Origin of the sequence: Microbulbifer sp. YPW16, assembly GCF_021290385.1 — a bacterium.
In the GTDB taxonomy this organism is placed as follows: domain Bacteria; phylum Pseudomonadota; class Gammaproteobacteria; order Pseudomonadales; family Cellvibrionaceae; genus Microbulbifer; species Microbulbifer zhoushanensis.
Map to the genome: position 1 here is coordinate 3,268,228 of NZ_CP089928.1, position 22,824 is coordinate 3,291,051.

At 61.8% G+C, this 22,824-nt stretch carries 20 protein-coding genes; 11 read left to right on the forward strand and 9 right to left on the reverse strand.

Translation table 11 applies throughout. The features are described 5' to 3' along the window. Positions 1-79: 79 nt before the first annotated feature. Positions 80-961 carry a glutathione-dependent disulfide-bond oxidoreductase gene (gene yghU, locus LVE68_RS14195; protein ID WP_232941046.1) on the forward strand — a complete coding sequence of 294 codons (882 nt, stop codon included), beginning with the start codon at positions 80-82 and terminating at the stop codon, positions 959-961. Between the two features lie 18 nt (positions 962-979). Continuing rightward, entirely contained in the window at positions 980-1,309 is a 330-nt protein-coding gene (locus tag LVE68_RS14200; protein WP_232941047.1) for a hypothetical protein, read from the forward strand. Between the two features lie 12 nt (positions 1,310-1,321). On the opposite strand, the gene LVE68_RS14205 is transcribed toward LVE68_RS14200, so the two are convergent. Beyond that, positions 1,322-2,206, reverse strand: coding sequence for an NAD-dependent protein deacetylase (locus LVE68_RS14205; protein WP_232941048.1), 885 nt, complete (start codon positions 2,204-2,206; stop codon positions 1,322-1,324). Between the two features lie 415 nt (positions 2,207-2,621). Between LVE68_RS14205 and LVE68_RS14210 the strand changes: the two genes are divergently transcribed. Both LVE68_RS14210 and LVE68_RS14215 read left to right on the forward strand, forming a co-directional pair. Then, the gene (locus LVE68_RS14210) at positions 2,622-3,719 is read left to right on the forward strand and encodes a hypothetical protein (RefSeq protein WP_232941049.1); all 1,098 of its coding nucleotides are present in this window, start codon (positions 2,622-2,624) and stop codon (positions 3,717-3,719) included. Positions 3,720-3,904: 185 nt separating this feature from the next. Next, positions 3,905-4,078: a hypothetical protein gene (locus tag LVE68_RS14215; RefSeq protein WP_232941050.1), complete on the forward strand. Its 174-nt coding sequence runs from the start codon at positions 3,905-3,907 to the stop codon at positions 4,076-4,078. On the opposite strand, the gene LVE68_RS14220 is transcribed toward LVE68_RS14215, so the two are convergent. The 4 genes from LVE68_RS14220 to metG all read right to left on the reverse strand — a co-directional run bounded on the left by LVE68_RS14220 (position 4,071) and on the right by metG (position 8,241). Further along, a complete protein-coding gene (locus LVE68_RS14220) occupies positions 4,071-4,550 on the reverse strand; it encodes a hypothetical protein (protein ID WP_232941052.1) in 480 nt (159 codons plus the stop codon). The two genes, LVE68_RS14215 and LVE68_RS14220, sit on opposite strands and share 8 nt — an antisense overlap. Before the next feature lie 72 nt (positions 4,551-4,622). Next, positions 4,623-4,871 carry a hypothetical protein gene (locus tag LVE68_RS14225; protein ID WP_232941053.1) on the reverse strand — a complete coding sequence of 83 codons (249 nt, stop codon included), beginning with the start codon at positions 4,869-4,871 and terminating at the stop codon, positions 4,623-4,625. Between the two features lie 295 nt (positions 4,872-5,166). Further along, positions 5,167-6,102 (reverse strand): D-2-hydroxyacid dehydrogenase, encoded by a 936-nt coding sequence (locus LVE68_RS14230; protein WP_232941055.1) that lies wholly within the window; start codon positions 6,100-6,102, stop codon positions 5,167-5,169. Between the two features lie 111 nt (positions 6,103-6,213). After that, positions 6,214-8,241 (reverse strand): methionine--tRNA ligase, encoded by a 2,028-nt coding sequence (metG, locus tag LVE68_RS14235; RefSeq protein WP_232941058.1) that lies wholly within the window; start codon positions 8,239-8,241, stop codon positions 6,214-6,216. Between the two features lie 223 nt (positions 8,242-8,464). On the opposite strand from metG, the gene apbC reads away from it, so the two are divergent. Then, a complete protein-coding gene (apbC, locus tag LVE68_RS14240; protein WP_233006727.1) occupies positions 8,465-9,619 on the forward strand; it encodes an iron-sulfur cluster carrier protein ApbC in 1,155 nt (384 codons plus the stop codon). Positions 9,620-9,707: 88 nt separating this feature from the next. On the opposite strand, the gene trhO is transcribed toward apbC, so the two are convergent. Beyond that, the gene (trhO, locus tag LVE68_RS14245; RefSeq protein ID WP_232941060.1) at positions 9,708-10,721 is read right to left on the reverse strand and encodes an oxygen-dependent tRNA uridine(34) hydroxylase TrhO; all 1,014 of its coding nucleotides are present in this window, start codon (positions 10,719-10,721) and stop codon (positions 9,708-9,710) included. A 240-nt stretch (positions 10,722-10,961) separates the two neighbouring features. Here trhO and LVE68_RS14250 point away from each other — a divergent pair, with 240 nt between their 5' ends. Together LVE68_RS14250 and LVE68_RS14255 are read left to right on the forward strand one after the other, a co-directional pair. Beyond that, on the forward strand, positions 10,962-11,216 hold the full coding sequence (locus LVE68_RS14250) for a baseplate wedge protein 53 (protein ID WP_232941062.1): 255 nt from the start codon (positions 10,962-10,964) through the stop codon (positions 11,214-11,216). A gap of 181 nt (positions 11,217-11,397) precedes the next feature. Then, positions 11,398-11,964 carry a hypothetical protein gene (locus tag LVE68_RS14255; RefSeq protein WP_232941067.1) on the forward strand — a complete coding sequence of 189 codons (567 nt, stop codon included), beginning with the start codon at positions 11,398-11,400 and terminating at the stop codon, positions 11,962-11,964. A gap of 150 nt (positions 11,965-12,114) precedes the next feature. On the opposite strand, the gene LVE68_RS14260 is transcribed toward LVE68_RS14255, so the two are convergent. The 3 genes from LVE68_RS14260 to ydiJ form a co-directional block, all read right to left on the reverse strand. After that, positions 12,115-12,525: a 3D domain-containing protein gene (locus LVE68_RS14260; protein WP_232941069.1), complete on the reverse strand. Its 411-nt coding sequence runs from the start codon at positions 12,523-12,525 to the stop codon at positions 12,115-12,117. A 484-nt stretch (positions 12,526-13,009) separates the two neighbouring features. Further along, positions 13,010-13,690, reverse strand: a complete 681-nt coding sequence (locus LVE68_RS14265) for a tetratricopeptide repeat protein (RefSeq protein WP_232941071.1) — start codon at positions 13,688-13,690, stop codon at positions 13,010-13,012. Between the two features lie 69 nt (positions 13,691-13,759). Further along, positions 13,760-16,804 (reverse strand): D-2-hydroxyglutarate dehydrogenase YdiJ, encoded by a 3,045-nt coding sequence (gene ydiJ, locus LVE68_RS14270; protein ID WP_232941076.1) that lies wholly within the window; start codon positions 16,802-16,804, stop codon positions 13,760-13,762. Positions 16,805-16,960: 156 nt separating this feature from the next. On the opposite strand from ydiJ, the gene LVE68_RS14275 reads away from it, so the two are divergent. From LVE68_RS14275 to LVE68_RS14290, 4 genes are all read left to right on the forward strand, one after another. Next, complete coding sequence (locus LVE68_RS14275; RefSeq protein ID WP_232941078.1) at positions 16,961-17,938, forward strand: YbgA family protein; 978 nt, start codon at positions 16,961-16,963, stop codon at positions 17,936-17,938. 14 nt (positions 17,939-17,952) lie between these two features. After that, positions 17,953-18,948, forward strand: a complete 996-nt coding sequence (locus tag LVE68_RS18200; RefSeq protein ID WP_305080385.1) for a MerR family transcriptional regulator — start codon at positions 17,953-17,955, stop codon at positions 18,946-18,948. Then, the gene (gene phrB / locus LVE68_RS14285; protein ID WP_232941080.1) at positions 18,945-20,408 is read left to right on the forward strand and encodes a deoxyribodipyrimidine photo-lyase; all 1,464 of its coding nucleotides are present in this window, start codon (positions 18,945-18,947) and stop codon (positions 20,406-20,408) included. Before LVE68_RS18200 ends, phrB begins: the two co-directional genes overlap by 4 nt. 171 nt (positions 20,409-20,579) lie before the next feature. Beyond that, positions 20,580-22,763, forward strand: coding sequence for an autotransporter outer membrane beta-barrel domain-containing protein (locus LVE68_RS14290; protein WP_232941081.1), 2,184 nt, complete (start codon positions 20,580-20,582; stop codon positions 22,761-22,763). Positions 22,764-22,824 lie beyond the last annotated feature (61 nt).

The window sequence follows — 22,824 nt, forward strand, 5'->3', positions numbered from 1 at the left end:
TCATAATAAGATTGGGGTGGTCCTGTTTCGCAGTCCCTGTGGCGCTTTTTCCCGACAGGCTCCGGCGGGAGTCGCACAGATGGCCGACGATACCTACACCCCGCCGAAGGTCTGGAAATGGGATCAGGACAGCGGCGGCAAGTTTTCCAATATCAACCGTCCCGTCGCCGGTCCCACCCACGAGAAAGCCCTGCCCCGGGGCGAGCATCCCCTGCAGCTGTACTCGCTGGCCACACCCAATGGAGTCAAGGTCACTATCATGCTGGAGGAACTGCTGGCGCTGGGCTTTGATGGGGCGGAATACGATGCCTTCCTGATCGATATAACCGAGGGCGACCAGTTCAGCAGTGGTTTTGTCGACGTAAATCCCAACTCCAAGATACCGGCCCTGCTTGACCAGAGCATGCATCCACCGATCCGGGTATTCGAGAGCGGATCCATCCTGCTCTACCTGGCGGAAAAATTCAGTGCCTTCCTGCCGCATACCCCGGCGCAGCGCACCGAGGCCCTGAACTGGCTGTTCTGGCAGATGGGTGCCGGCCCGCTGCTGGGGGGGGGCTTCGGGCACTTCTATGCCTACGCGCCCGAGCCCTACGAATACCCGATCAACCGCTACACGATGGAAGTGAAACGCCAGCTGGATGTGCTCGACCGCCAGCTGGCGGAACACCCGTATATCGCCGGAAGTGAATACACCATTGCCGACATGGCGATCTGGCCCTGGTATGGCGCGCTGGTGAAGGGCAGGGTATACGATGCCGCGGAATTCCTGCAGGCGCACACCTATCGCAATGTGCTCCGCTGGACCGATGAAATTGCCCGGCGGCCCGCGGTGCAGCGAGGACGTATGGTTAACCGCACCTGGGGCGAGCCGGAGGAACAGCTGCACGAGCGGCATGATGCAAGCGATTTCGAAAACCGGACCCAGGACAAGATCGGTGATGGTAACGGCGACGAGTGACGGCTCGGGAGGTTGCAGATGTTCAGGGCAGGCGTGCTAGCGGCTTTTCTTATCGCGTTGTCAGTTTCCAGCGGCAGCCTGGCGCAGGATTTTACCTGTGTACTCGGGGATCGTGAGCGCCGGATCGATGTGGTTTTTGCCGATCCGCCACGCAAGGTGCCCTGTGAGGTGCGTTACACCAAGGCGGGTCAGGTGCAGTCCCTGTGGAGCGCGCAGCACCGCGCCGGCTATTGCGAGTCCCGGGCGCGGGAATTTGCCGACCGCCATCGCAGCTGGGGCTGGGAATGCCGCGAGGACACCGCTGATGGCGCTGACGCGGGCGGGAAGCTGGACAACCCTGTGCAATGACAGTGCCGGTTTTCAGAGCTGTGCCAGCGTGGCATCCAGGGTTTCGCCGATACGCGCACTGAGTTTGAGGTCGATGATATCGTCTGCCCGGGTGCGGCCCAGGTTCAGGGAGGCGATGGGCTTGTTCCACTCCCGCGCATAGCGGCAGAAGCGGAACCCGGAATACACCATCAGTGACGAGCCCACCACCAGCAACCCGTCGCTGGCCTGCAGGGCATCCAGTGCAGACCGGACCCGGTTACGCGGCACATTATCCCCAAAAAACACCACGTCCGGCTTGAGGATGCCACCGCAGTCCGGGCAGTCGGCAATGCGAAAGCCACTGAAATCCACCTCCAGGTCCGCATCGCCATCCGGCGCGGTGTTGGCCTGGTACTGGTGGAATCCCGGATTGAGCGCAAAGCAGCGATCGTGCACCAGCTGCCGGTCACAGCGGTAGCCGCAGTCCATGCAGATGATCTGGTCGGCCCGCCCGTGCAGGTCGATTACATTCCGGCTACCCGCCCGCTGGTGCAGCCGGTCCACATTCTGCGTAACCAGTAGCTCACTGCAGTTCCGCAGCTCCAGCTCCGCCAGGTGCCGGTGGGCGGGATTTGGCTGCGACTGCCGGATGACCGGCCAGCCGATCAGGCTGCGGCCCCAGTAGCGCTGGCGGGTCTCGAAACTGCGCATGAAATCCTGGTGCTGCACCGGCTGCTTGCGCTTCCAGGCGCCGTCTTCATCGCGGTAGTCGGGAATGCCGGAATCCGTGCTGACGCCGGCACCGGTAAGGACCAGCAGGCGCGGGTTGCGACGGATAAAAGCTGCCAGTTTACGGCCGGCTTCTTCAACCTCGATCGGAGGGATGGGCGTTACTGGCCGCGGATCTGGGGGCACTGTCTGCTTGGTCGTAGTCATTTTATATCTGGGTAAAAACTTCCTCAGTTAACTCTAATTGAATGGCCCCGCAGCGGGAAGGATAGAAAGACAATTCTGCCAACATGCGGATAGTAGAGAGGAGCGCTTTTGAATTGGTGCGCCGGGCAAGCCCGTGAGCTGGCGGCGGGCCGCCGCTGCCGGGTGCCCCCCTCGAACCGGGCCTGGCTGCTCCCGAGGATGTCGCTCCCCGGGCTGGAAAGCCGGCACCCTGCGAGATTTCACAATACTCGAAATTATTTGTATAACGTTTTGGCATAAAAAAAGAGGTCCAGGCGTCATTTATTACAGGACCTTACATCAGGTTTCCCGCGGGTGGTTTGGCCTATTTATGCCCTGTAGCATCGGGTATCGAGAAGTGCTCACACTTATCAAATTACAGGGAGTTGTGATGACTATGATCAGGAAAATGGGTTTTTCCCTTGCGCTTATCGCAAGCACTGCAGTGTTCGCCGGGGAAAAAAACGATGAAAAATCCTTCCCCGACAGCCTTTTCGAGCCCATGGAGCCGTTCACCGGTGAGGAAATAATTGGTGACTGGTTTTACGATGCGTCTGTCGCTGACGTGTTCGAAATAACCGGAAAGGTCGACGAGGAAAAGATCATCATTCGGTCCGGGGATGCTACACCCGGCGACGTTGGACTGATGAAGAAAAAGATTGAAGCGGCCCCCTATCATGACAAGCGCATCATGCTTGTGGTTGATTACAAGCCGACAGGTGTCGAGGAATCGGTAGCCATTTATTTTGGGGCCGTCGATCAGCAGGATGACCAGGCGAAGTACCTCACCTGGGATAGCACGTTTTATTCACCAATCCGTGGAAGCAGTGACTGGAAGGCCAAAAAAATGGTCCTGCAAATCCCGGATGAGGCTGATTATATTGCCTATGGTGTCGGTATTGCGGGCAAGGGAATGGTCGAGGTCGGCGAGGTGAGGATTGAGGAGGTCGATGCCTCGGTGGCGGTGACGGATACCGAGGATATGATCCGCCTGTTCCGTGAGAGGAAATTTGAGGAATTCCTGGCCGAGCAGGGAAAGATCGATTTCGGCGGCAAGGAATCCCCTCGCTTCGTCAGCCTCAGCCTGACAAGGTATAAAGCACTTAAAGAGCTTGACCGGGATGAGGAAGCCGGTGAACTCCTGGCACAGCTGGTGTCACTGGTGGAGTCTGGCAGCTGGCAGGACGCCAATAGTTCGCTGTGGGCGGAGTTGCTGACCGCGGATGTACAATATCTTGCCGACCGGATCACCAAAAAATCCTACCTGGAAAAGATGCGCTCGACGGAGTTCCCCAAAGAAGACGGTCACAAGGAGAATATGAAGTCAACTTACACAAATATCGGTTTCAAGGAGCGGGTAAACGGTAACTATGTCGCAGCCAGGGATGCCTACGAAAAGGCAGCTTCACGGGAGTGGGGCACCGATCGGGACTATCAACTGGTTGACCGTTACGTGAAAGAAATGAAGCAGGCTGTGCTGGCAATGGATGATTGAGATTCTCACCTGTCCAGGCAGCTGCAAGGGGCCGTTATCCGGCCCCTTTTTTATTGTCCCGGGGGTGCGGCGGTTGTTCCCCTGGCTGCTATCCGGCGTCCGCTGGCCTGCAGTACCAGGCCAGGCTGCGCCTAAAAGGCCCGCCAGGTCAGGTAAAGCCGCAGAAGCTGGTTGGAGGTGGGGGAATGAAAGAACCGCTGGGCAATAAAGCCCGCTACAGCTGCCGCGCCCATTGCCAGTGGCAAGGGAATGCGTCTGGCCCGTTGGTCAATAGCGCCTTTTTGGGCGTCAACCAGGGATACAATGGCGTCACGCTGGCGATCCATTTCCCGGCAGCATTCCGCAACGCGGTTATTTAAGTGTTTCAAGGACATTGTCCATAGCCTCCCGGGCCTGCTTGCGCGTCTCGCTGAAGCCGAGCAGGGCGCGGAGTTTTTTCATGTACAGCATCATTGCCGTGAGCAGTACCAGCTGGGCCAGCACAAAAGCGGTGAAGCCGATATACACCGACTGTGAGAAGTAATAGGCAAGTAGGCCGACGCCGGCACAGAGACTCAGTAGGAAGGCGATGCCCAGTGGCAGCAGTACGAGCTGTATGGCCAGCATGCGCCGACCGGCCTCTATCGTACGGTCAAGTTCCAGCCTGAACAGTGTCTGCAGATTGTTGAGCCACGCGGACACCAGTGTCATTGTTGCTTCAACCTGTGCCAGCGGGCTGGGCTCCCGGGGCTCCGGCTTCTCCTGTGATGAATCAAAAGAAGTCCGGCCGCGTTCCTGCGCGGCCGGTTCGGAATCTCTGTTGTCCGGTGCTGGATCTTGATCTTTCTGCATCAGTATCGGGTTCCCGGAACCTTGTATCAGTTGCCTGGAAAGAGTGAACGGGCGAGCGGGGCTCGCGCGGTATCACTTCAGTAGTTTTGCAATAACCCAGCCGACGGCGAATGCACAACCCACGCTGGCAACCGGATGCTTCCTGATTGAGGACTCGAAGCGCTGCTCCAGGTCGGTGGCGCGGCGCTTGCTGTTCTCGACCGAGGAGCGTGCGCGTTCACGCAGGTGTGCAGCCTGGTCAGAAGCTGCCTCACCGGCAAGGTGGTAGGCCTGCCTCAGTTTTTCCTGGCTGGAACTGTTGGGGGCTTTTGCAGTAGCCATAAGAAATTTCCTCACGTCAGGGTTCTGTCTATGAATCGTAGAGTCGCCATCGGAAATTGGTATGCGGGACCGCGAATTAGGCTGACCGCTAATCCACAGCTTTGCAGCGCTGTTACTGCACCGGCCCTCCGGGACGCACGGCAGCGGGAAGGCGGTCCGGTAACCGGATGCCGGAATCTGGCACTGAGTGAGGTGACTGTGTGCAGGCCCCTGGTCGCAGTGGGCCACGCCGCCTGTGCGGCAGGCGATGGTCAGCGGGAAGTGATCGCCGGGCGCGTGCCGCCCGGGTGGTGACTCAGGCGGATCGGCGCCATTCCCCAATGTTGGCTACCACACCATCCAGCAGCCGCTGGCGGCTCTCGCGGCTGATCCAGGCGTTGTGCGGGGTGATGATGAGGTTGGGGATATCGCCCGCCAGCAGCGGGTGATCGGCCGGTGGTGGTTCCACGCTCAGCACATCCAGTGCTGCGCCGCCGAGATGGCCGTTCTCAAGGGCTTCTGCCAGCGCCGCTTCGTCCACCAGCCCGCCGCGGGCGGTGTTTACCAGCAGGGCGCCGGCCTTCATGGCGGCAAGGAATTCCCTGTCGACCAGTTTGTCGGTCTCGTCTGTCAGCGGGCAGTGCAGGCTGATGACATCGGCCTCCGCCAGCAGTTGCCCGAGAGGAGTGCGTCCGGCCTTCTTTTCGCCGGTAAAGGACTCGGCCACCAGGATTTCCATACCCAGCGCGCGACCCAGTTCGGCGGTTTTCCGGCCGAGGTCACCGTAGCCGATGATGCCCAGTTTCTTGCCGGCCAGTTCCATCACCGGGTAATCCAGCATGGTGAACACGGGGGATTCACTCCAGCGCCCGGCCACAACGTCACTGTGGTATTGATGCCAGCGAGTGGCGAGGGCCAGGATCAAGGCCAGGGCATGCTGTGGTACTGATGCCTGGGCATAGCCGGCCACATTGCGCACCGGGATGCCCCGTTCTTCCGCAGCTTCGTGGTCGATATTGTTGGTGCCGGTGGCACAGACACAGATCAGTTTCAGGCGGGCGGCGTTTTCGATCAGCTCGCGATCCAGTACCACCTTGTTGGTGATGACCACGTCGGCGCCGGCGATGCGATCCGCTACCTGTTCGGGGGCGGTGGATTCATACAGGTCCCAGTGCTCGAGGCTCGCTTCCAGGCCGGAGGTGTCCAGCTCTTCGAGTTTCATGGTGAGGGTGTCGAGGAAGACGCCGCGCATTCTGGCCATCCCTGTAAGTTGAAGAGTTTTCGTAGGAGCGGCCGCTGGCCGCGATCGAGGGCGAAATATAATCTCAACCCGGATCGCGGCCAGCGGCCGCTCCTACAGGGTTTACATCACACGCATGCCCGGCTGGGCGCCCGCGTGGGGCTCGAGGATCCACAGGTCCTTGCCGCCGGGCCCGGCGGCCAGCACCATGCCCTCGCTCACACCGAAGCGCATCTTGCGCGGGGCCAGGTTGGCTACCATCACGGTGTGCTTGCCCACCAGGTCCTCGGGCTTGTAGGCGCTCTTGATGCCGGCGAACACCTGCCGGGTCTCGCCGCCCAGGTCCAGGGTCAGCTTGAGCAGTTTGCCCGCGCCTTCCACATGCTCGGCATTGGCAATCAGGGCAATGCGCAGGTCCACTTTGGCGAAGTCATCGAACTGGATCTCGTCGGCGATGGGATCGTCCGCCAGCGGGCCGCTGAGCGGTTTTGTTTCCGCCTGTAGCTGGGCCAGGGACTCCTTCGCCGCTTCCAGTACCGCATCCACCTGCTTCTGCTCGATCCGCTGCATCAGCGGCTTGAACTTGTTGATGGTATGACCGGACAGCGGTGTGGTGGCGGCGTGCCAGTCCAGCTCCGCGCCCAGGAAAGCCTCGGCCTTTTTCGCGGTTTCCGGCAGCACTGGCGCCAGCCAGGTGATCAGTGCGCGGAACATGTTGACGCCCTGGGAGCAGATGGCCAGTACCTCGGCTTCCCTGTCTTCCTCTTTCGCCAGTGACCAGGGCGCCTTGTCGGCAATCCAGGCATTGGCGGCATCCGCCAGCGCCATGATCTCGCGCATGGCGCGGGCGTATTCACGGCTTTCGTAAAATTCGGCGATACGGGGCGCCGCCTCCACAAACTGGTTCCAGAGCGCCTCGTCCGCCAGCTGGTCGGCCAGCACGCCGCCGGACTTGCTCACAAACTTGGCGGTGCGCGAGGCAATGTTGACCACCTTGCCCACCAGGTCGGAATTCACCCGGGCAATAAAGTCTTCCAGGTTCAGGTCCAGGTCGTCGACACCGCCAGTCAGCTTGGCGGCAAAGTAGTACCGCAGGTATTCCGGGTGCAGGTGGTCCAGGTAATTGCGCGCATTGATAAAGGTGCCGCGGGACTTGGACATCTTCTTGCCGTTTACGGTCAGGAAACCGTGTACGCAGACCTTGGTCGGGGTGCGGAAATCGGCGGAGTCGAGCATGGAGGGCCAGAACAGCGCGTGGAAATTGACGATATCCTTGCCGATAAAATGGTACACCTCGGCATCGCTGTCTTTTTTCCAGTAGTCCTGCCAGTCCAGGCCCTTTGTGTCGCAATAGTTTTTCAGGCTGGCCATGTAGCCGATGGGGGCGTCGAGCCAGACATAAAAATACTTGCCGGGGGCGTCGGGGATCTCGAAGCCGAAGTAGGGTGCGTCGCGGGAGATATCCCATTGCTGCAGGCCTTCATCGAGCCACTCGGACAGTTTGTTGGCCACCTCGTCCTGCAGGGTGCCGGAGCGGGTCCACTGCTTCAGGAAGTCGGTGAACTCCGGCAGGGTGAAGAAGAAGTGCTCGGACTCCTTCTCCACCGGCGTTGCGCCTGAAATGGCGGATACCGGGTCGATCAGTTCGGTGGGGCTGTAGGTGGCACCACAGGCCTCGCAGTTGTCACCATACTGGTCCGGCGTCTTGCAGCGCGGGCAGGTGCCCTTGATGTAGCGGTCGGCCAGGAACAGGTTTTTTTCCGGGTCGAACGCCTGGGTAATGGTGCGGGTAGCGATATGGCCGTTGTCGCGCAGCCGCTTGTAGATCATCGCTGACAGCTCGCGGTTCTCGTCCGAGTGGGTGGAATGGTAGTTGTCCACGCCGATCAGGAAGTCGGCGAAATCCCTCTCGTGCTCCGCCTGCATATTGGCGATGTGCTGTTCCGGGGTCAGGCCAAGTTGCTCGGCTTTCAGCATGATGGCGGTGCCGTGGGCATCGTCGGCGCACATGTACAGGCAGTCGTGGCCACGCGCGCGCTGGAAACGCGCCCAGATGTCGGTCTGGATGTATTCCAGGATATGGCCCAGGTGCAGGGAGCCATTGGCGTAGGGCAGGGCGCTGGTAACAAGGATGTTGCGCTTGTCGGACATCGGTTCTTCCATCTGCTGGTTCGCTGATTCGCGCCGATTCCCTGGTGAAATCGGCGGATTCCGGCCACAGGGTTGCGGCCACGGTAAAAAGACCGGCGAATATAGCAGATCTGCGGCCTTGCTGGGAGGGCGGCGGGGCCTGCTGCCCCCGGGGCGGCTAGAATTGGGCGGACCCATCGGACACAATGCACGCACCGAACGATACCCACCGGAAAGAGGGATGATGGTGAGCGAACACGACCACGAACACGAAGACCTGCCGGCCGATGTACAGGCAGAGCTGGAGCGGCTGGCGGAGTGCCTGGGCAGCCTGCATGATCCGGGCACCGGGCGGATACTGGATGAGCTGGAGGCGGATATCGAGGTGGGCTACGAGGACGGTACCGTCTTTGTGGGCATTACCCTGGGATACCCCTGCTCCAGCCAGGAAGGCGAGTGGCGTGAGCGGATCCGGGAGGCCTGTATGCCCTCGCTGCGTGGCGGGCCGCTGGGGGACGCGGGGCTGCAGTTCGAGCTGTTCACCGATATCCCCACCACCGATGCCGGGGAGGTGCCCGTGCACATGCGTGGTGTGAAGAACATTATCGCCGTGGCCTCCGGCAAGGGCGGGGTGGGCAAGTCCACCACTGCCGTCAACCTGGCGCTGGCACTGGTGGCAGAAGGCGCCAGCGTGGGCCTGCTGGATGCCGATATCTACGGCCCCAGCCTGCCTACCATGCTGGGCACCGAGGACGCCCGGCCGGAAGTGCGGGAACAGAAGTTCTTCCTGCCGGTGGAGGCCCTGGGCCTCAAGACCATGTCTATCGGCTACCTCCTGACCGAGGATACCCCGGCCGTCTGGCGCGGACCCATGGCCAGCGGTGCCCTCAACCAGATCCTGACCCAGACCCTCTGGTGCCAGGGGGATGAGGAACTCGACTACCTGGTGGTCGATATGCCCCCGGGCACCGGCGACATCCAGCTGACCCTGGCCCAGAAAGCCACCCTGGCGGGCGCGGTGATCGTTACCACGCCCCAGGACCTGGCCCTCAAGGATGCCATCAAGGGGGTGGAGATGTTCCGCAAGGTCGATGTGCCGGTGCTCGGGATAGTCGAGAACATGTCACTGCACACCTGCTCCAACTGCGGCCATACCGAACCGGTATTCGGTGCCGGTGGCGGCGAGCGCATCGCGGCCGACTACGACACCGGCCTGCTGGGCAAGCTGCCACTGGCCATGTCGATCCGCGAGGGCACCGACAGCGGCCGGCCCAGTGTGGTGGCGGAGCCGGACGGCGAGGTGGCGCGCCACTACCGCGAGATCGCCCGGCGTGCGGGAGCGGAGCTGTGGTTGCGCAGTGGCGAGGGGGAAGGAATGCCGGAGATAGAAATCGACTGACGATCCTGCGGGGTGGTTAACCAAAAAGGCCGGCCCGGATGCACCGGGCCGGCCTTTTTTGTCCCGGCGGAACATGGGAGCTTCCCGCTCAGGCGCGCTGGCTGCGCAGTTCTTCCTGCTTTGCCTGCTCCGCCTGCTGCCGGCGCAATGCCTGCTTGCGGCGGCGGCGCTCGGCGGTGGTCTCGCGGGCATCGTGGCCGATATGCTCCTCGCCGCGCTGTTTGGCCAGCTGGATTTGCTTCTCCCGTTCGCGGAAACGCGCGCGATCGGCGTCCGAGACCTTGTCAAAACAGTGCGGGCAGCTGACGCCCTGCTCAAACTGCGGTGACTGCATTTCCTCTTCTGTGACCGGCATGCGGCAGGCATTGCACTGCTGGTACTCGCCGCGCTCGAGGTCGTGGTTCACGGTCACGCGGTCATCGAAGACGAAGCACTCGCCATGCCACTTGGTTTCTTCCTTGGGGACTTCCTCCAGGTACTTCAGGATGCCCCCCTGCAGGTGGTACACCTCCTCGAAACCCTGCTCCTTCAGGTACGCAGTGGACTTCTCACAGCGGATACCGCCGGTGCAGAACATGGCCACTTTCTTGTGCTTCTGTGGGTCCAGGTTGTCTTTCACATACTGGGGGAATTCCCGGAAGCTTTCGGTATTGGGGTTGACCGCCTTCTCGAAGGTGCCCACCTGGTACTCGTAGTCGTTGCGGGTATCGATCAGCACCACCTCGGGGTCGCTGATCAGCGCATTCCAGTCTGCCGGCTTTACATAGGTGCCCACGGTCTGGCGCGGGTCGATACCCTCGACGCCCATGGTGACAATCTCGCGCTTGAGCTTCACCTTGCTGCGCCGGAAGGGGGCGGAATCGGTGTAGGACTCCTTGTAATCCAGTTCCGCCAGCCGCGGGTCGCTTTTCAGGTAGGCGAGCAGGGTGTCGATGGCCTCGCGGGAGCCGGCGACAGTGCCATTGATGCCCTCCCGGGCGAGCAGCAGGGTGCCGCGCACGCGGTGTTCCAGCATGACTTCAAGGAGGGGCTCGCGGAGGGATTCGAAGTCGTCCAGGGTGACGAACTTGTAGAGCGCACAGACTACGTACTGGTGGGACATGGGTTTTCCTCGTTGCGGGCCGGAGCGTAAATCCGGGGCAAAACATTCCCGGCCTGGACCTGGCCAGGGCGGGGCTAAAAATCGCCGCGCATTTTAACGCACACCGGGACGTTTGTCGTACATTTAATGGGCAGTTTCGCAGCCCTGGCTCGCGATCCCGCGACAGATTTTGATTGACCGGCCGGCCGCATCTTGTCACAGTGCTGCGACCCCAGTGACCGGCCCGAAGTGAGGCACCCCATGGAAGATGAATTTGAACCCCGCGAATCCGAGCTGAGCCAGGCCTACAGCGAGGATGGGCTGAACGTCCATATCGATATTTACGAGGATGGCGAGGGTGGCTGGTTGCTGGAAATTGTCGACGAGAATGACAATTCCACCGTCTGGGAGGATGCCTTCGAAACGGAGCGTGAGGCCCTCGAGGAGGCCCTGGATGCCCTGCGCGAGGAGGGTATAGCCACCTTTGTCGGACCGGTGGAAGAACAGGAGAGCTGAAACCAGCCTTTCCTCCCGCCCGCTCCCCAACCACCACTTCCCGAATTCCCTGCTATCGTTTTAATTGGCAGGGATTCGCGACAGTGTGACAGCGCACTACCCAATCACGGGGCACCGCGAAGCTCTACGGAAAGAATGCTTCCGGTGACCCACCCGGTGACTGAGAGCGGTGCCCCTGTCGATGTCCGCAATAAAACCCCTGCTTGTATTGCTTTCCCCCCTCCTGTTGTCCCTGGCTTGCGGGTCAGTGTATGCAGTGGACGTGCGCCTGCCCGGTGACCGCCTGCTTGAGACTCACCTGGCGGAGGCCCGGCTGGTAGCCGAGCTCGATGGTTATGCGGTGATTGCGGGACGCAGCTGTATCGACTGCGATGAAAACACCTCAATCTATATCCAGCGGGTACCCCGCGGCAGGCCGGGAGAGGGCCACGGCGACAACCGTGAAACAGAGGTATCGATTTCCAGTGACCGCTTTACTTACCCGGGTCAGTACCGCGATTACCTCAGTAAGGAACTGGTGGAGAGAACCCGGCTTTTTTACGGTCGCTGCTACGAGGGCGAGCAGGCACTGCTCTGGCTGACCGAGTTCCGCACAGGTGGTCAGTGGAAAAAGGAGGAGTACCTGATTGTGTTCCGTGAGGATGGCCCACGATTCCGCTATAACCGGGATCGCCAGCCGGGTCGCTTCCATACCAGCCACGAAAAATGCCGAGAGCTCCCGGGAATCGACGCGGAAACCGAACCCTGAAATCCGGGTTCCGGGTTCCGGGTTCCGGGTTCCGGGTTGAAGTGCCGGCTATTTTTTCGCAGGCAAAAAAAAGCCCCGCGGGGCGGGGCGTTTGAGGCCGCGGTGATAGCCGCGGTCAGTTACTGTTGTTAGTTAGTGTGAATTGTTGGCTTACTTGACCGGTTGATACACGATCTTCAGCTTTTTCTTGCCCCACTTGCGGGCTTTCTTGATGTCTTTCTCCATCCACACATCGATACGGTTCTTGAAGCGCTTGTTCATCCGGTCGCGCACGGTATAGGTGCCGGGCAGGCCCTCGATCTTCACCTTGGCGCCGTTGGTCAGTCCATGCTTTTCGAGGTCACGGGACACTGCGATCACTTTCTGGCCGGGACGCAGGCGGTTGTTCCACGCCGCTACCCAGGGATCGTCGTCCGTCTGGCCGGGCACCGAGTTGTAAGCGGTGGCGTCTACAACCATGGTTTTTTCTTTCTTAACGGCGGCAGATGCATTCAGGCTCACAGAGGCCGCAAGGACGGCGGTCATAAGAAATACAAAATTGCGCAGAGTCTGTTTCAGCATTTTCCCGTTACCTCCAGGAATCAGTTGGTCACCGGCCCGGGGGCCCAGTGACATTTCCAAGTTAGTTTGGAAATAACTGATTAATAATTAATCAGTGGTGGCTATATTACGGGTTGGGTCCGGTTAATCAAATCCTTCTGTGCATTTTTTAAACAGCGCCCGCCGGTATCAATGTCAGCGCTGCCATTGATGCATTAATTCCAGAAATCATGTTTTTTGAGAACTTCATTCTTTCAAATGAATTTCTGGTGAATATGTGACTGAAAAAAATAGTTTGTACTAGCACATGGTTGCAGTGCTTTGTCGGCGCGGTGACAGCGATGTCATCTTCGGGTGTGGTTAAAAACCGAACGAAACACTCCTCCTAATCGGGAATCCGCCGGAGAAAATTCTGCAGTAAATTATTTGTGACCGCTGGTCCGAAGCGGCCGAAAACCGTCGGATTGGCGGGGCGGTGGGGTGTTGATGGGTGCTGGCCGCCTGGTCACAGGGCGGTTGCGCTGGCCCGGGCCGGGGGGTTGACCTGCTCACGCAGGGCATAGAGGTAGGCGCGGTCCTCTTCCAGGTCCGGGAATCCGTGGCGTGCGTCCAGCGCCACGGCCTTTTCCAGCCACTCGATGGCTTCCTCCAGGTTGCCCTGCCATTCGCATACCTGGCCCAGGTTGAAGTAGGTAATGGCCAGATTGTGCCACTCCTGTTCCCGGGCCAGGCCCGAAGCCGCGTCGTTGTACAGGAGGTAGGCCCGGCGCAGCATCTGCGACTGGTGCAGGGGGCTGCGGGCATAGGGGGCCTGCTGGTGGAGGGTGTGCGCCAGGGCAGAGCTGACGCGGGCCGCCGAATGCTCCAGCTCACCGCCCTCACCAAGGTAGTCGAGTACGGCGGAGAACTGGGCCCGCGCCAGTGGATAAAAGGTATCGGGATCCTCCCGTGCCCCCAGGGCATTGAGCACGATGCCGTAGCGATAGCGCAACGCGTGCTGCCGGGCCGGTTCATCGCCCAGGCCTGCAATGGCGCGCTCATACAGGGGCAGGGCGGCGTCGAAGTCCCCTTCCAGCGCCCGGGCCTCGGCGGATTCCACCAGGCTGGTGACCGGCGGGGTGGCCTCCGCCAGGGCATTGCCTGCCAACAGGCCGGCCAGCAACAGGGGTGTCAGCAGTCGATACATCGCGGTCGCTTCCCGGTTCTTGGAGTAACTGGGCCCGATTCCCGGGCTCATCTCCCCCCTAGTAAACGCTTAATTTTGTAATTGTGCCAGCAGTCCCTGCAGTGGGTGGCGCAGGCTTACTCCCGCAAAGCGCTTGGCCTGGCAGCGGCAGGAATAGCCACTGGCCAGCAGCTGGCCGGTCTCGCCGGTCAGGCGCGGCGCCCAGGACTGCTGGAAAATTACCCGCGAAGTCTCCTTGTGGGCGGTTTCGTGGCCATAGGTACCGGCCATCCCACAGCAGCCCAGGCTTTCGCTCTCCAGCTGCAGGCCCAGTGCAGCAAATACATCCTTCCAGTCCTGCAGTGAAGCGGCTGCATTGGTCTGCTCGCTGCAGTGGGGCAGCAGCTGGAAAGTGGCAGGGCGGAGGCGGGAGCGCTGCTGCTCCAGGTGTTCGCGCTGGCTCGCCATCCACTCCTGCAGCAACTTTACCTGCGGCGCACGATCCCCCAGCAGTTTGCGGTATTCGGCGCGGTAGGTCAGGGTCATGGACGGGTCCACACCCACCAGCGGCACGCCGCTATCCGCCAGTTCTTCGAGCATCTCGCTGTTGGCCACCGCCACCCGGCGGAACTGGCGCAGGAAACCATGTACATGCATGGGCTTGCCATTGGCCCTGAACGGCGCCACCAGCGGGAAGAAATCCAGCTGGCGCAGCAGCCGCAGCGCATCGGCCACCATATCGGCGTCGAAGTAGCTGGTGAAGGCGTCTTGCACAATGATCACGGCGCGCTTGCGCTGGGCCGGCCCCAGCGCCTCCAGGGTGGCGCGGCTGGCGTAGGGCACGCCCAGTTCCGCCATGGATTTCTCCAGGCCCTTGCGGGACAGCGCGGGGCTGTCGGACAGGCCCAGGCCCCGTTCCAGCAGCCAGCGCACCGGTGCCAGTTGCAGCGGCCGGTTGTACAGTCCCGGTACCCGGGCCAGGTGCGGCATCACGAACTCAAGGCTGCCGACAAAATAGTCTTTCAGCGGCCGCAGGTAGCGGCTGTAATAGAGCTCCAGGAACTTGGAGCGGAACTCCGGCACATCCACCTTGATCGGACACTGGCCCACGCAGGATTTGCACCCCAGGCATCCCTGCATGGCCTCGTTGACCTCGTGGTTGAAGTCATACTCTCCCCGGGCCCTGGCCAGGCTGTTCTTGATCCGCCCCGGCAGCCCGACAAAAAAGGACTGTTCGCGGAATTTCTGCGCCGCTTCCACCGCATCCACATCCCGTGCACTGAGCAGCCGCAGCCATTCCCGCATCAGCGATGCGCGGCCCTTGGGGGAGTGAATACGCTCGCGGGTGGCCTTGTAAGACGGGCACATGGCGGAGTCCGGGTCCCAGTTGAAGCAGGCCCCATTGCCGTTGCAGTGGACGCCCTCGCTGTAGCCCTCCCATACCTGCACCGGGATCTGCCGGTCGCGCTCGCCGCGGGTTTGCACCGCATCGATTTTCAGCAGGCCTGACGCGCGGCTGGGGGTGGCAATCTTGCCCGGGTTGAGCTGGTTGCGGGGGTCGAACGCGGCCTTGATATGTTGCAGTTCGCCGTAGAGTTCACCGAAGAACTCCGGTGCGTATTCGGAGCGCACCCCCTTGCCGTGCTCGCCCCACAGCAGGCCGTGGTACTTCTGCGTCAGTGCCACCACCCGGTCGGTGATGGGGCGGATCTGCGCGGCCTGCTGCGGGTCTTTCATATCGATGGCCGGGCGCACGTGCAGTACCCCGGCATCCACGTGGCCGAACATGCCGTAATCCAGGCCGGCCTCATCCAGCACGGCGCGGAACTCGGCGATAAAGTCCGCCAGGTGTTCCGGCGGCACGCAGGTGTCCTCCACAAACGGGATGGGCCGTTTTTCCCCGCTGACATTGCCCAGCAGGCCCACGGCCCGCTTGCGCATGGCCCAGATCCGGTTGACCTCGCTGTGTCCGCGGGCAATGGAGTAGCCAAAACTCTTGCCGGTCTCACCGATGGCGTTGTCTACCTGGGCGGTAAAGCGCGCCAGGGCCCGCTCCAGTTCCTCTTCCGAGTCGGCGGTGTACTCCACCAGGTTGATGCCCTGCACCGGGCGATCATCGCTGGGGAAAAACTCGCTGACGCTGTGCCAGACAATATCCTCCATCGCCAGCTGCAGTACCTTGCTGTCCACGGTCTCGATCGAGGTGGGGCCGGCGCCCATCAGGTCGCCGGCATCGCGCAGGGCGTCCTGGAAGTTGTCGTACTTGAGGTTGACCAGTGCCACACAGCGGGGGATTGGCAGGACATTGAGCTTTGCCTCGGCGATAAAGCCCAGGGTGCCCTCGGAACCACAGAGGACGCTGTTGATATTGAAGTCGCCGCTGTCACCGTCGCGCAGGTGGGCCAGGTCATAGCCGGTAAGGCAGCGGTTGAGCCGGGGAAACTTTTCCTCGATCAGCGCGGCCTTGTCCCGGGCGATATCGTCGCAGGTGCGGTGCACCGTCCCGATGCGGTCGTCCCGCTCGCGCAGTTGTCCCAGCCCGTCGCTGTCCACCGGCGCGGAGTGCAGCAACTCGCCGCCCATCAAAACGGTCGACAGTTCCAGCACATGGTCGCGGGTCTTGCCGTACACGCAGGAGCCCTGGCCGGATGCGTCGGTATTGATCATGCCGCCGATAGTGGCGCGGTTGCTGGTGGAGAGTTCCGGGGCAAAGAACAGGCCGTGGGGGGCCAGGGCGGCGTTGAGCTGGTCCTTGACCACGCCGGCCTGCACCCGCACCCAGCCCTCGTCCGGGTTGATCTCCAGGATGCGGTTCATATGCCGCGAAATATCCACCACGATGCCGTCAGTGAGTGACTGGCCATTGGTACCGGTACCGCCGCCACGGGGTGACAGCACCACCTGGTGGAACTCTTCGCGGTCCGCCAGCCGGGCCAGCAATTGCAGGTCGTGGGTGTCGCGGGGATACACCACTGCCTGTGGCAGCACCTGGTAAATGGAGTTATCGGTGGCCAGTACCGTGCGGCTGGCATAACTGGGGCTGGAATCGCCGCGGAAGCCGGCCTCCGCCAGTGCTTGCAGGAATTGCAGGTAGAGCGACTGTACCTCGTCGATTTCGCGCAGTGCTGGGATCATCACTTCATCCGTGGCTCTCGGCAGGGTCTGGCATTGTAGCTGTGACACCTGACAGCGCAAGCGTCTGCCGGACCCTGTTGTACAAAAAATATTGTTGTACAGGCTGGGTTTTCACGCTATAAACCTTGTACACATTTAAAAAGTGTATAGGTAGATATGAATATCCAGCTGCTGACCCAGAAGATTCCCGTTGGCATCAGCCAGTGCGTGATGGGTGACCCGGTGCGGTATAACGCCGGGCACAAGCACAGCCGAGTCTGCACCCAGTTGCTGGGGCACTGTTTCGACTATGTGCCCCTGTGTCCCGAGGTGGCCATTGGGCTGGGGGTGCCGCGGGACCCCATCCGCCTGGTCAAGAGCGATCCCGCGCCGGATGCCGAAGTCCGCGTTATCGGGGTAGTGGACCCGGACCTGGATGTGACACAGCCCCTGCGGGACTATGCGGACAGTGTGGCGCCGGAGCTGCAGCGGGTGCGCGGCTATATCTTTATGCAGAACTCACCCAGCTGTGGCCTGAAAGGGGTGCGCCGCTACCTGCCCAACGGCCACGGGCACGATAGTGACGGCGTGGGGATGTTTGCCGCGCGAATACGCGAGCACTTCCCGCACCTGCCGATGGAGGAGACCGGGCGCCTCAACAACAGCGAGATACGCGAGAACTTCCTGACCCGGGTGTTCGCCTATGACGCCTGGTTCCGCTATGTGGAGGAAGACCCGCGGCCCGCCCGGATCATCGAGTTCTATACCGCCTACAAATACCTGCTGCTCGCCCACCACCAGGTGAAGACCCGCGAGCTGGGGCGCTTCATCGCCGACGCCAGGTCCCATGACGCCGAAACCTTTGCCTTCGAGGTGCGCGGCCGATTGATGGAAATCCTCGCCCACATGGCTACCCGCAAGGACCGCACCAACGCCCTGATGCACGTGCAGGGGCACCTGAAGGAATTCCTCAGCAGGGAAGAGAAGGCCGAGCTGACCCAGTTGATCGAGGATTACCGGCTGGGCCTGAAGCCGGTGTCGGCGGTGCTGACCCTGCTGCGCCACTACCTGCCGCGCAGCCCGCACCACTTTATCCACAGCCAGCTGCTGCTGGCGACCGAACCGGCCGAGATGGGCCTGTGTGATTTTCACTGAGGGCCCGGGCCCCAATGACCGAGAGCGGTACCAAGCCGATGAGTGTGACTGACGCCAATAAAACAGAAGTCCCCGGGACTGAATCCGGCGCACCGGCCGGCCAGCACGCGATGCTACCGATCCGCGATATCGCCCAGCGCACCGGGGTCAACCCGGTCACCCTGCGCGCCTGGGAGCGGCGCTACGGCCTGCTGGTACCCGCGCGCACCGGCAAGGGCCACAGGTTATACAGCGAGGCGGACGTGCAGCGGGTGCGGGAAATCCAGGCGTGGCTGGCACGCGGTGTTCCCATCGGCAAGGTGCGGCCATTACTGGAGCGGGGCGATGACGGCGAGCGAACCGCTGGCGAACAGGAACAGGGGGATACCTGGGCGCGTTCGGTGCAGGAAACTATCGATGTGGCATTGCGGTTCCAGCCCGCCGCCCTGCAGCAGCACCTGGAGCAGCTGCTGTCGGCTTATCCTCCGGCACTTTTACTGGATTGCTGGCTGGCGCCACTGCACCGCGACCTGAGCCGCCGTACCCGGTTCGGCAGCAGCGTGCTGCGGTCTTATTTCTGGGAGCAATTGAACGGGCAGCTTGCGTTGATGCTGCGCAGCGGCCAGCGCAACCTGTCCGGCCAGGCGGGGAGCGGGCGGCTGTTGCTGGTGAGTTTTCCCGGTGCCGAGCAGCAGGCTTTTGCCGCCCTGTTCGGGGCCGGCCTGCTGGCGGCGGGCATCGACATATTACACCTGGGGCCGGTAGACGAGATGCCGGAATTGCCTTACGCCGTGGAGAAGTTACAGGCGCGGGGCGTGATCTGTTTCAGCCATAACGCCCTGCCCATGGCGGCGTTTGGCAGTGGCGCGGAGCGCGCCCTGCGCAACATGCGCGCGCCGGTATGGTTTGCCGGCGGGATCGTCGAATTACAGAAGCGCGACCTCGTGCGGCTGGCGGAGGCGGGCAGGGGGCGCCTGTTGCCCGCCAGCGGCGCGCAGGCTATCGAAGAACTCCGGGAGGACCTGTCATGAGTGGCAAGGCAGCCTTCGAACGCGGCCTGGTGTGGCTGCGCAACGATCTCCGCGTGCACGACAATACCGCCCTGCATCGCGCGGCCGGGAGTTGCAGCGAAGTTGCGGCGATTTTTATCGCCTGCCCGAAAACCTGGCAGGGCCAGGATGAGGGCGATCCACTGGTTTCGTTTCGCATGGCCTGCCTGCGGGAAGTGCAGGAGGGCCTGGCCCAGCGCAATATACCGCTGTACTTCCTCGAGTTGCGGGAGTTTGGGCAGGTGCCGGCGGCATTGTCCCAGGTAGTGGAAAAACTGGGTGCCGATGCCCTGTTCGCCAATGCAGAGTACCCGCTCAACGAGCAGCGGCGTGACAATGCAGTGCGGGAGGCACTGAAGAAAATTAATGTGCCAGTGGAATACTGCACCGACCGCACCCTGGTGCCGCCGGGCTCGGTAACCACTGGCAGCGGCGAGGCCTACAAGGTCTTTACGCCGTTCAAGCGGGCGTTTATCAGCCAGTTCGGCGGCGACAGCTACCAGCCCCTGCCGGCGCCCCGCAAGCGCAGTGCGGATGTGGACTGGCCCGCCTGGCTCGAAGTGGAGGGCAGTAACAACCTGGTGCAGACGATTCCCGGGTCCCTGGAGGGATACCCGCTGGAAGTGGATAAACGCGGTACCGTAAAGGGCTGGCAACCGGGGGAGAAGGCGGCGATGCGCCGCCTGAAGTCGTTCAGTGAGATCATTGACGGCTATGAGGACGAGCGGGATTTCCCCGCGATTGACGCCACGTCGCGACTGTCCCCTTACCTGAACAGTGGTGCCATCTCGGTGCGCCAGTGTGCGCACATGGCGCTGGAGTGCAACAGGGATCGCTGGAGCGGCGGCAGCGATGGCATCGCCTGCTGGCTGGGGGAGTTGATCTGGCGCGAGTTCTACACCCACCTGGTGGCGGCCCATCCCCGCCTGTGCAAGCACAAGCCGTTCAAGCCCGAGACCGAGGGAGTCGAGTGGTCCGGGGATGAAGTGTCGTTCCGCCGCTGGACCCTCGGCAAGACCGGTGTGCCGATTGTGGATGCGGCCATGCGCCAGCTGGAGCAGACCGGCTGGATGCACAATCGCCTGCGCATGGTGGTGGCGTCCTTCCTGACCAAGAACCTGCTGATCGACTGGCGCTGGGGCGAGCGCTATTTCATGAACAAGCTGGTGGATGCGGATTTTGCCTCGAATAACGGGGGCTGGCAGTGGGCGGCCTCCACGGGTACCGACGCCGCTCCTTACTTCCGTGTGTTCAATCCATATAGCCAGTCAAAGAAATTTGATCGGGACGGGGACTTTATCCGCCGTTTTGTGCCGGAATTGCAGAGTGTGCGCGGCGATGAAATCCATTGCCCGCCACGTATGTCGGACTACCCGCCGCCGATCTGCGATGTAAAGGAAACCCGCAAGCGGGCGATCGAGGCCTTTGCAGACCTGAAATGAACCACCGGCGGCGAACGGCCGGCAAACTGCCGTGGATTAACAGGAATTGATCGCGCCGTCCCGGGATTGTGGCGAGGCGTGTCTATACTTGGCCCATCGCGACCACCGCCAACATAACAGCGCAAAGGCGTGCGGCACATGTAAGCCCGCGTACAAGCAAAGGAGTGCGACATGGGATTCACCGCGAAATCCATCAGCCTGGCCGTGGCACTGGCAGCAGCATCGGCCAGCTTTGCCGACGAGAATGTCACCGAGGACCTCTACAGTAATTTTTATGTCTTCGGTGACAGCCTGTCCGACAGCGGCAATGCCGGCATATTTACCAGCCCCGACCCGGGTGGGGAAACTCCGCGCCAGCCGGCCATCAGCTTTACCGCCCAGCGCTTCGGCCTCCCCATGCTGACGCCGTCCTGTTTCGGCCTGGGGCCGGATTTCGGTGGCGCCATTCCCTGTGCGCCGGCCCCGGGCACGCCGGCAGAGCAGGTGGCACAGATCTCGCAATCTCTGCTGGCCAACGGTAATAACTGGGCAGTGGGCGGTAACCGGGCCGCCGATGTGTTGCTCGACGTGGTGGGTCCGCAGCGCTTTCTCGAGCTGTTTCCCGATACCACCGTCGCCGACCACAACAGCCTGACTACCATCCTGCCGGATTCCACCCGCTGCGGCCCCGACGGCATCTGCGATCCTGCCGCCGGTGAGAGCCCCTACCTGCCTCCGGCGGAGGTGGCAGCCGCCGTGGCCGCGTTTGGTGACCCGGTGGCACTACAGGCGCTGGTAAACGATCCCGGCAATGGTATCGGGCTGACCGGTGTACCCAACGCCAGTGGGCAGGGGTTCCTGCAGCGCAACAGTATCGATTCCCATGCGCTCTATTACCTGAACGGGGGTGGCAACGACATCATTGCCGGCACCCTGGCCGGAACCATCAGCCCGGAAAGTATGGAGCGGGCGGCCGGGTTTCTCACTTTCGCGGTCGCCGAGCTGAGCACGGCGGGAGCGGACTATGTGGTGGTATCGAACGTACCGCGGGTGGGTAATACGCCGCTGATGAATGATATCGGCCCGGGTGCGGTGAGTACTGCCAATATCGGCACGTCGCTGTATAACGAGGCGCTGCGTTCGCAGTTGGTGCTGCTGGGGGCCAATGTGCTGATCCTCGATTCTGCTGGGCTTGCCGCGCTGGCACTGGACAGGCCGGGATTGTTTGGCTTTGCCGATATCGACCAGGCTGCCACCTGTTATATGGCGGGTGCCTGTGCCAACCCGGACCCGGTGTTCAGTGAAAACGGCAGTGCGCCCAATGCGGACCGCCTGTATTTCAACGATGGCGTGCACCCGACCCTGGCAGCGCAGGAAGTGCTCGGTGATTATTATTATTCGGTACTGAGCGCACCGGTGGGCTTCGGCTTACTGCCCGACCTGGGTTACCAGAATTACCGCACGCACCAGACCAATATCGACCATCACCTGGTGGCCCAGCGTTTCCGCGAGCCCACCACCACCATTTTCTTCGGCGGTGCGTGGCAGCGGACCGAGCTGGGCGGCGGACCGGCCCAGTATTACGACGACAGCGCCTGGAATGGCCTGTTTGGCTTCAGCTTCAATGCCGCCGAGAATTTCGAGTGGTCCCTGTCGCTTTCCTATGGCAGCACCGAGTACACGCCGGACAACCTGTGGCTGGAGGCGGACAACCTGAATTTCAGCTGGTTTGCCCGCTGGAACGACGAGCGCTGGTTTGTTGATGGTGGCTTTACCTACAGTGATATCGATTATGACGAAGTGGATCGCCGTATCCACCTGGGCCAGTCGTTCCGGACCCGGGTCCAGGCGGGCACCGAGGGTGATGCCTCCGGTGTGTTCCTGCGCGGCGGTTACGATACCGCTCCGGCACTGCCCTGCCAGCTGGGCCCGTTCGTATCGGTGGAGTGGACCGAGGTAGAGGTCGACCGCTTCCGCGAGCGCACCGATCCAGATCTCCGCTATGTCAGCAGTGTCACCGGCGAGACCCTCGACCCGATCGGGCTCAAGGTGAAGGGCCAGGACCGGGAATACCTGCGCTACCGTGCTGGCTTTTTCTACAACGCGCCGGAAAATGCCGAATGGCGCTGGTTCGGGGAAGTCTGGGTGGAAGGCAATGACGGTGACGATACCGCCGATGTCCGCGTCGGTCTCAAGTCGATTCGTGGCAACAGTGCGTACCTGAGGGCCTATGACAGCGACGGGCGCGGTTTCTTCCAGAACGGCGCCGGTGCCATGGTGGGGCTGAATGTCACCGAAAAACTGCAGGTGAGCGGCAATATCATGCTGCGCCCGGAGGATGAGATCGGTGGCCTGAACATCAATTACCGCTTCTGAGGCTGCAGTCAGAGGGTGGGTATCCGCTTGACCAGGAACGGAGTACGGTCACCGAATTTTC

What these genes read in the sequence shown, in the direction of transcription:
- yghU (WP_232941046.1), top strand. Translation starts at nt 80, where the DNA reads ATGGCCGACGATACCTACACCCCGCCGAAGGTCTGGAAATGGGATCAG.
- LVE68_RS14200 (WP_232941047.1), top strand. Translation starts at nt 980, where the DNA reads ATGTTCAGGGCAGGCGTGCTAGCGGCTTTTCTTATCGCGTTGTCAGTT.
- LVE68_RS14205 (WP_232941048.1), bottom strand. Translation starts at nt 2,206, where the DNA reads ATGACTACGACCAAGCAGACAGTGCCCCCAGATCCGCGGCCAGTAACG.
- LVE68_RS14210 (WP_232941049.1), top strand. Translation starts at nt 2,622, where the DNA reads ATGATCAGGAAAATGGGTTTTTCCCTTGCGCTTATCGCAAGCACTGCA.
- LVE68_RS14215 (WP_232941050.1), top strand. Translation starts at nt 3,905, where the DNA reads ATGAAAGAACCGCTGGGCAATAAAGCCCGCTACAGCTGCCGCGCCCAT.
- LVE68_RS14220 (WP_232941052.1), bottom strand. Translation starts at nt 4,550, where the DNA reads ATGCAGAAAGATCAAGATCCAGCACCGGACAACAGAGATTCCGAACCG.
- LVE68_RS14225 (WP_232941053.1), bottom strand. Translation starts at nt 4,871, where the DNA reads ATGGCTACTGCAAAAGCCCCCAACAGTTCCAGCCAGGAAAAACTGAGG.
- LVE68_RS14230 (WP_232941055.1), bottom strand. Translation starts at nt 6,102, where the DNA reads ATGCGCGGCGTCTTCCTCGACACCCTCACCATGAAACTCGAAGAGCTG.
- metG (WP_232941058.1), bottom strand. Translation starts at nt 8,241, where the DNA reads ATGTCCGACAAGCGCAACATCCTTGTTACCAGCGCCCTGCCCTACGCC.
- apbC (WP_233006727.1), top strand. Translation starts at nt 8,465, where the DNA reads ATGGTGAGCGAACACGACCACGAACACGAAGACCTGCCGGCCGATGTA.
- trhO (WP_232941060.1), bottom strand. Translation starts at nt 10,721, where the DNA reads ATGTCCCACCAGTACGTAGTCTGTGCGCTCTACAAGTTCGTCACCCTG.
- LVE68_RS14250 (WP_232941062.1), top strand. Translation starts at nt 10,962, where the DNA reads ATGGAAGATGAATTTGAACCCCGCGAATCCGAGCTGAGCCAGGCCTAC.
- LVE68_RS14255 (WP_232941067.1), top strand. Translation starts at nt 11,398, where the DNA reads ATGTCCGCAATAAAACCCCTGCTTGTATTGCTTTCCCCCCTCCTGTTG.
- LVE68_RS14260 (WP_232941069.1), bottom strand. Translation starts at nt 12,525, where the DNA reads ATGCTGAAACAGACTCTGCGCAATTTTGTATTTCTTATGACCGCCGTC.
- LVE68_RS14265 (WP_232941071.1), bottom strand. Translation starts at nt 13,690, where the DNA reads ATGTATCGACTGCTGACACCCCTGTTGCTGGCCGGCCTGTTGGCAGGC.
- ydiJ (WP_232941076.1), bottom strand. Translation starts at nt 16,804, where the DNA reads ATGATCCCAGCACTGCGCGAAATCGACGAGGTACAGTCGCTCTACCTG.
- LVE68_RS14275 (WP_232941078.1), top strand. Translation starts at nt 16,961, where the DNA reads ATGAATATCCAGCTGCTGACCCAGAAGATTCCCGTTGGCATCAGCCAG.
- LVE68_RS18200 (WP_305080385.1), top strand. Translation starts at nt 17,953, where the DNA reads ATGACCGAGAGCGGTACCAAGCCGATGAGTGTGACTGACGCCAATAAA.
- phrB (WP_232941080.1), top strand. Translation starts at nt 18,945, where the DNA reads ATGAGTGGCAAGGCAGCCTTCGAACGCGGCCTGGTGTGGCTGCGCAAC.
- LVE68_RS14290 (WP_232941081.1), top strand. Translation starts at nt 20,580, where the DNA reads ATGGGATTCACCGCGAAATCCATCAGCCTGGCCGTGGCACTGGCAGCA.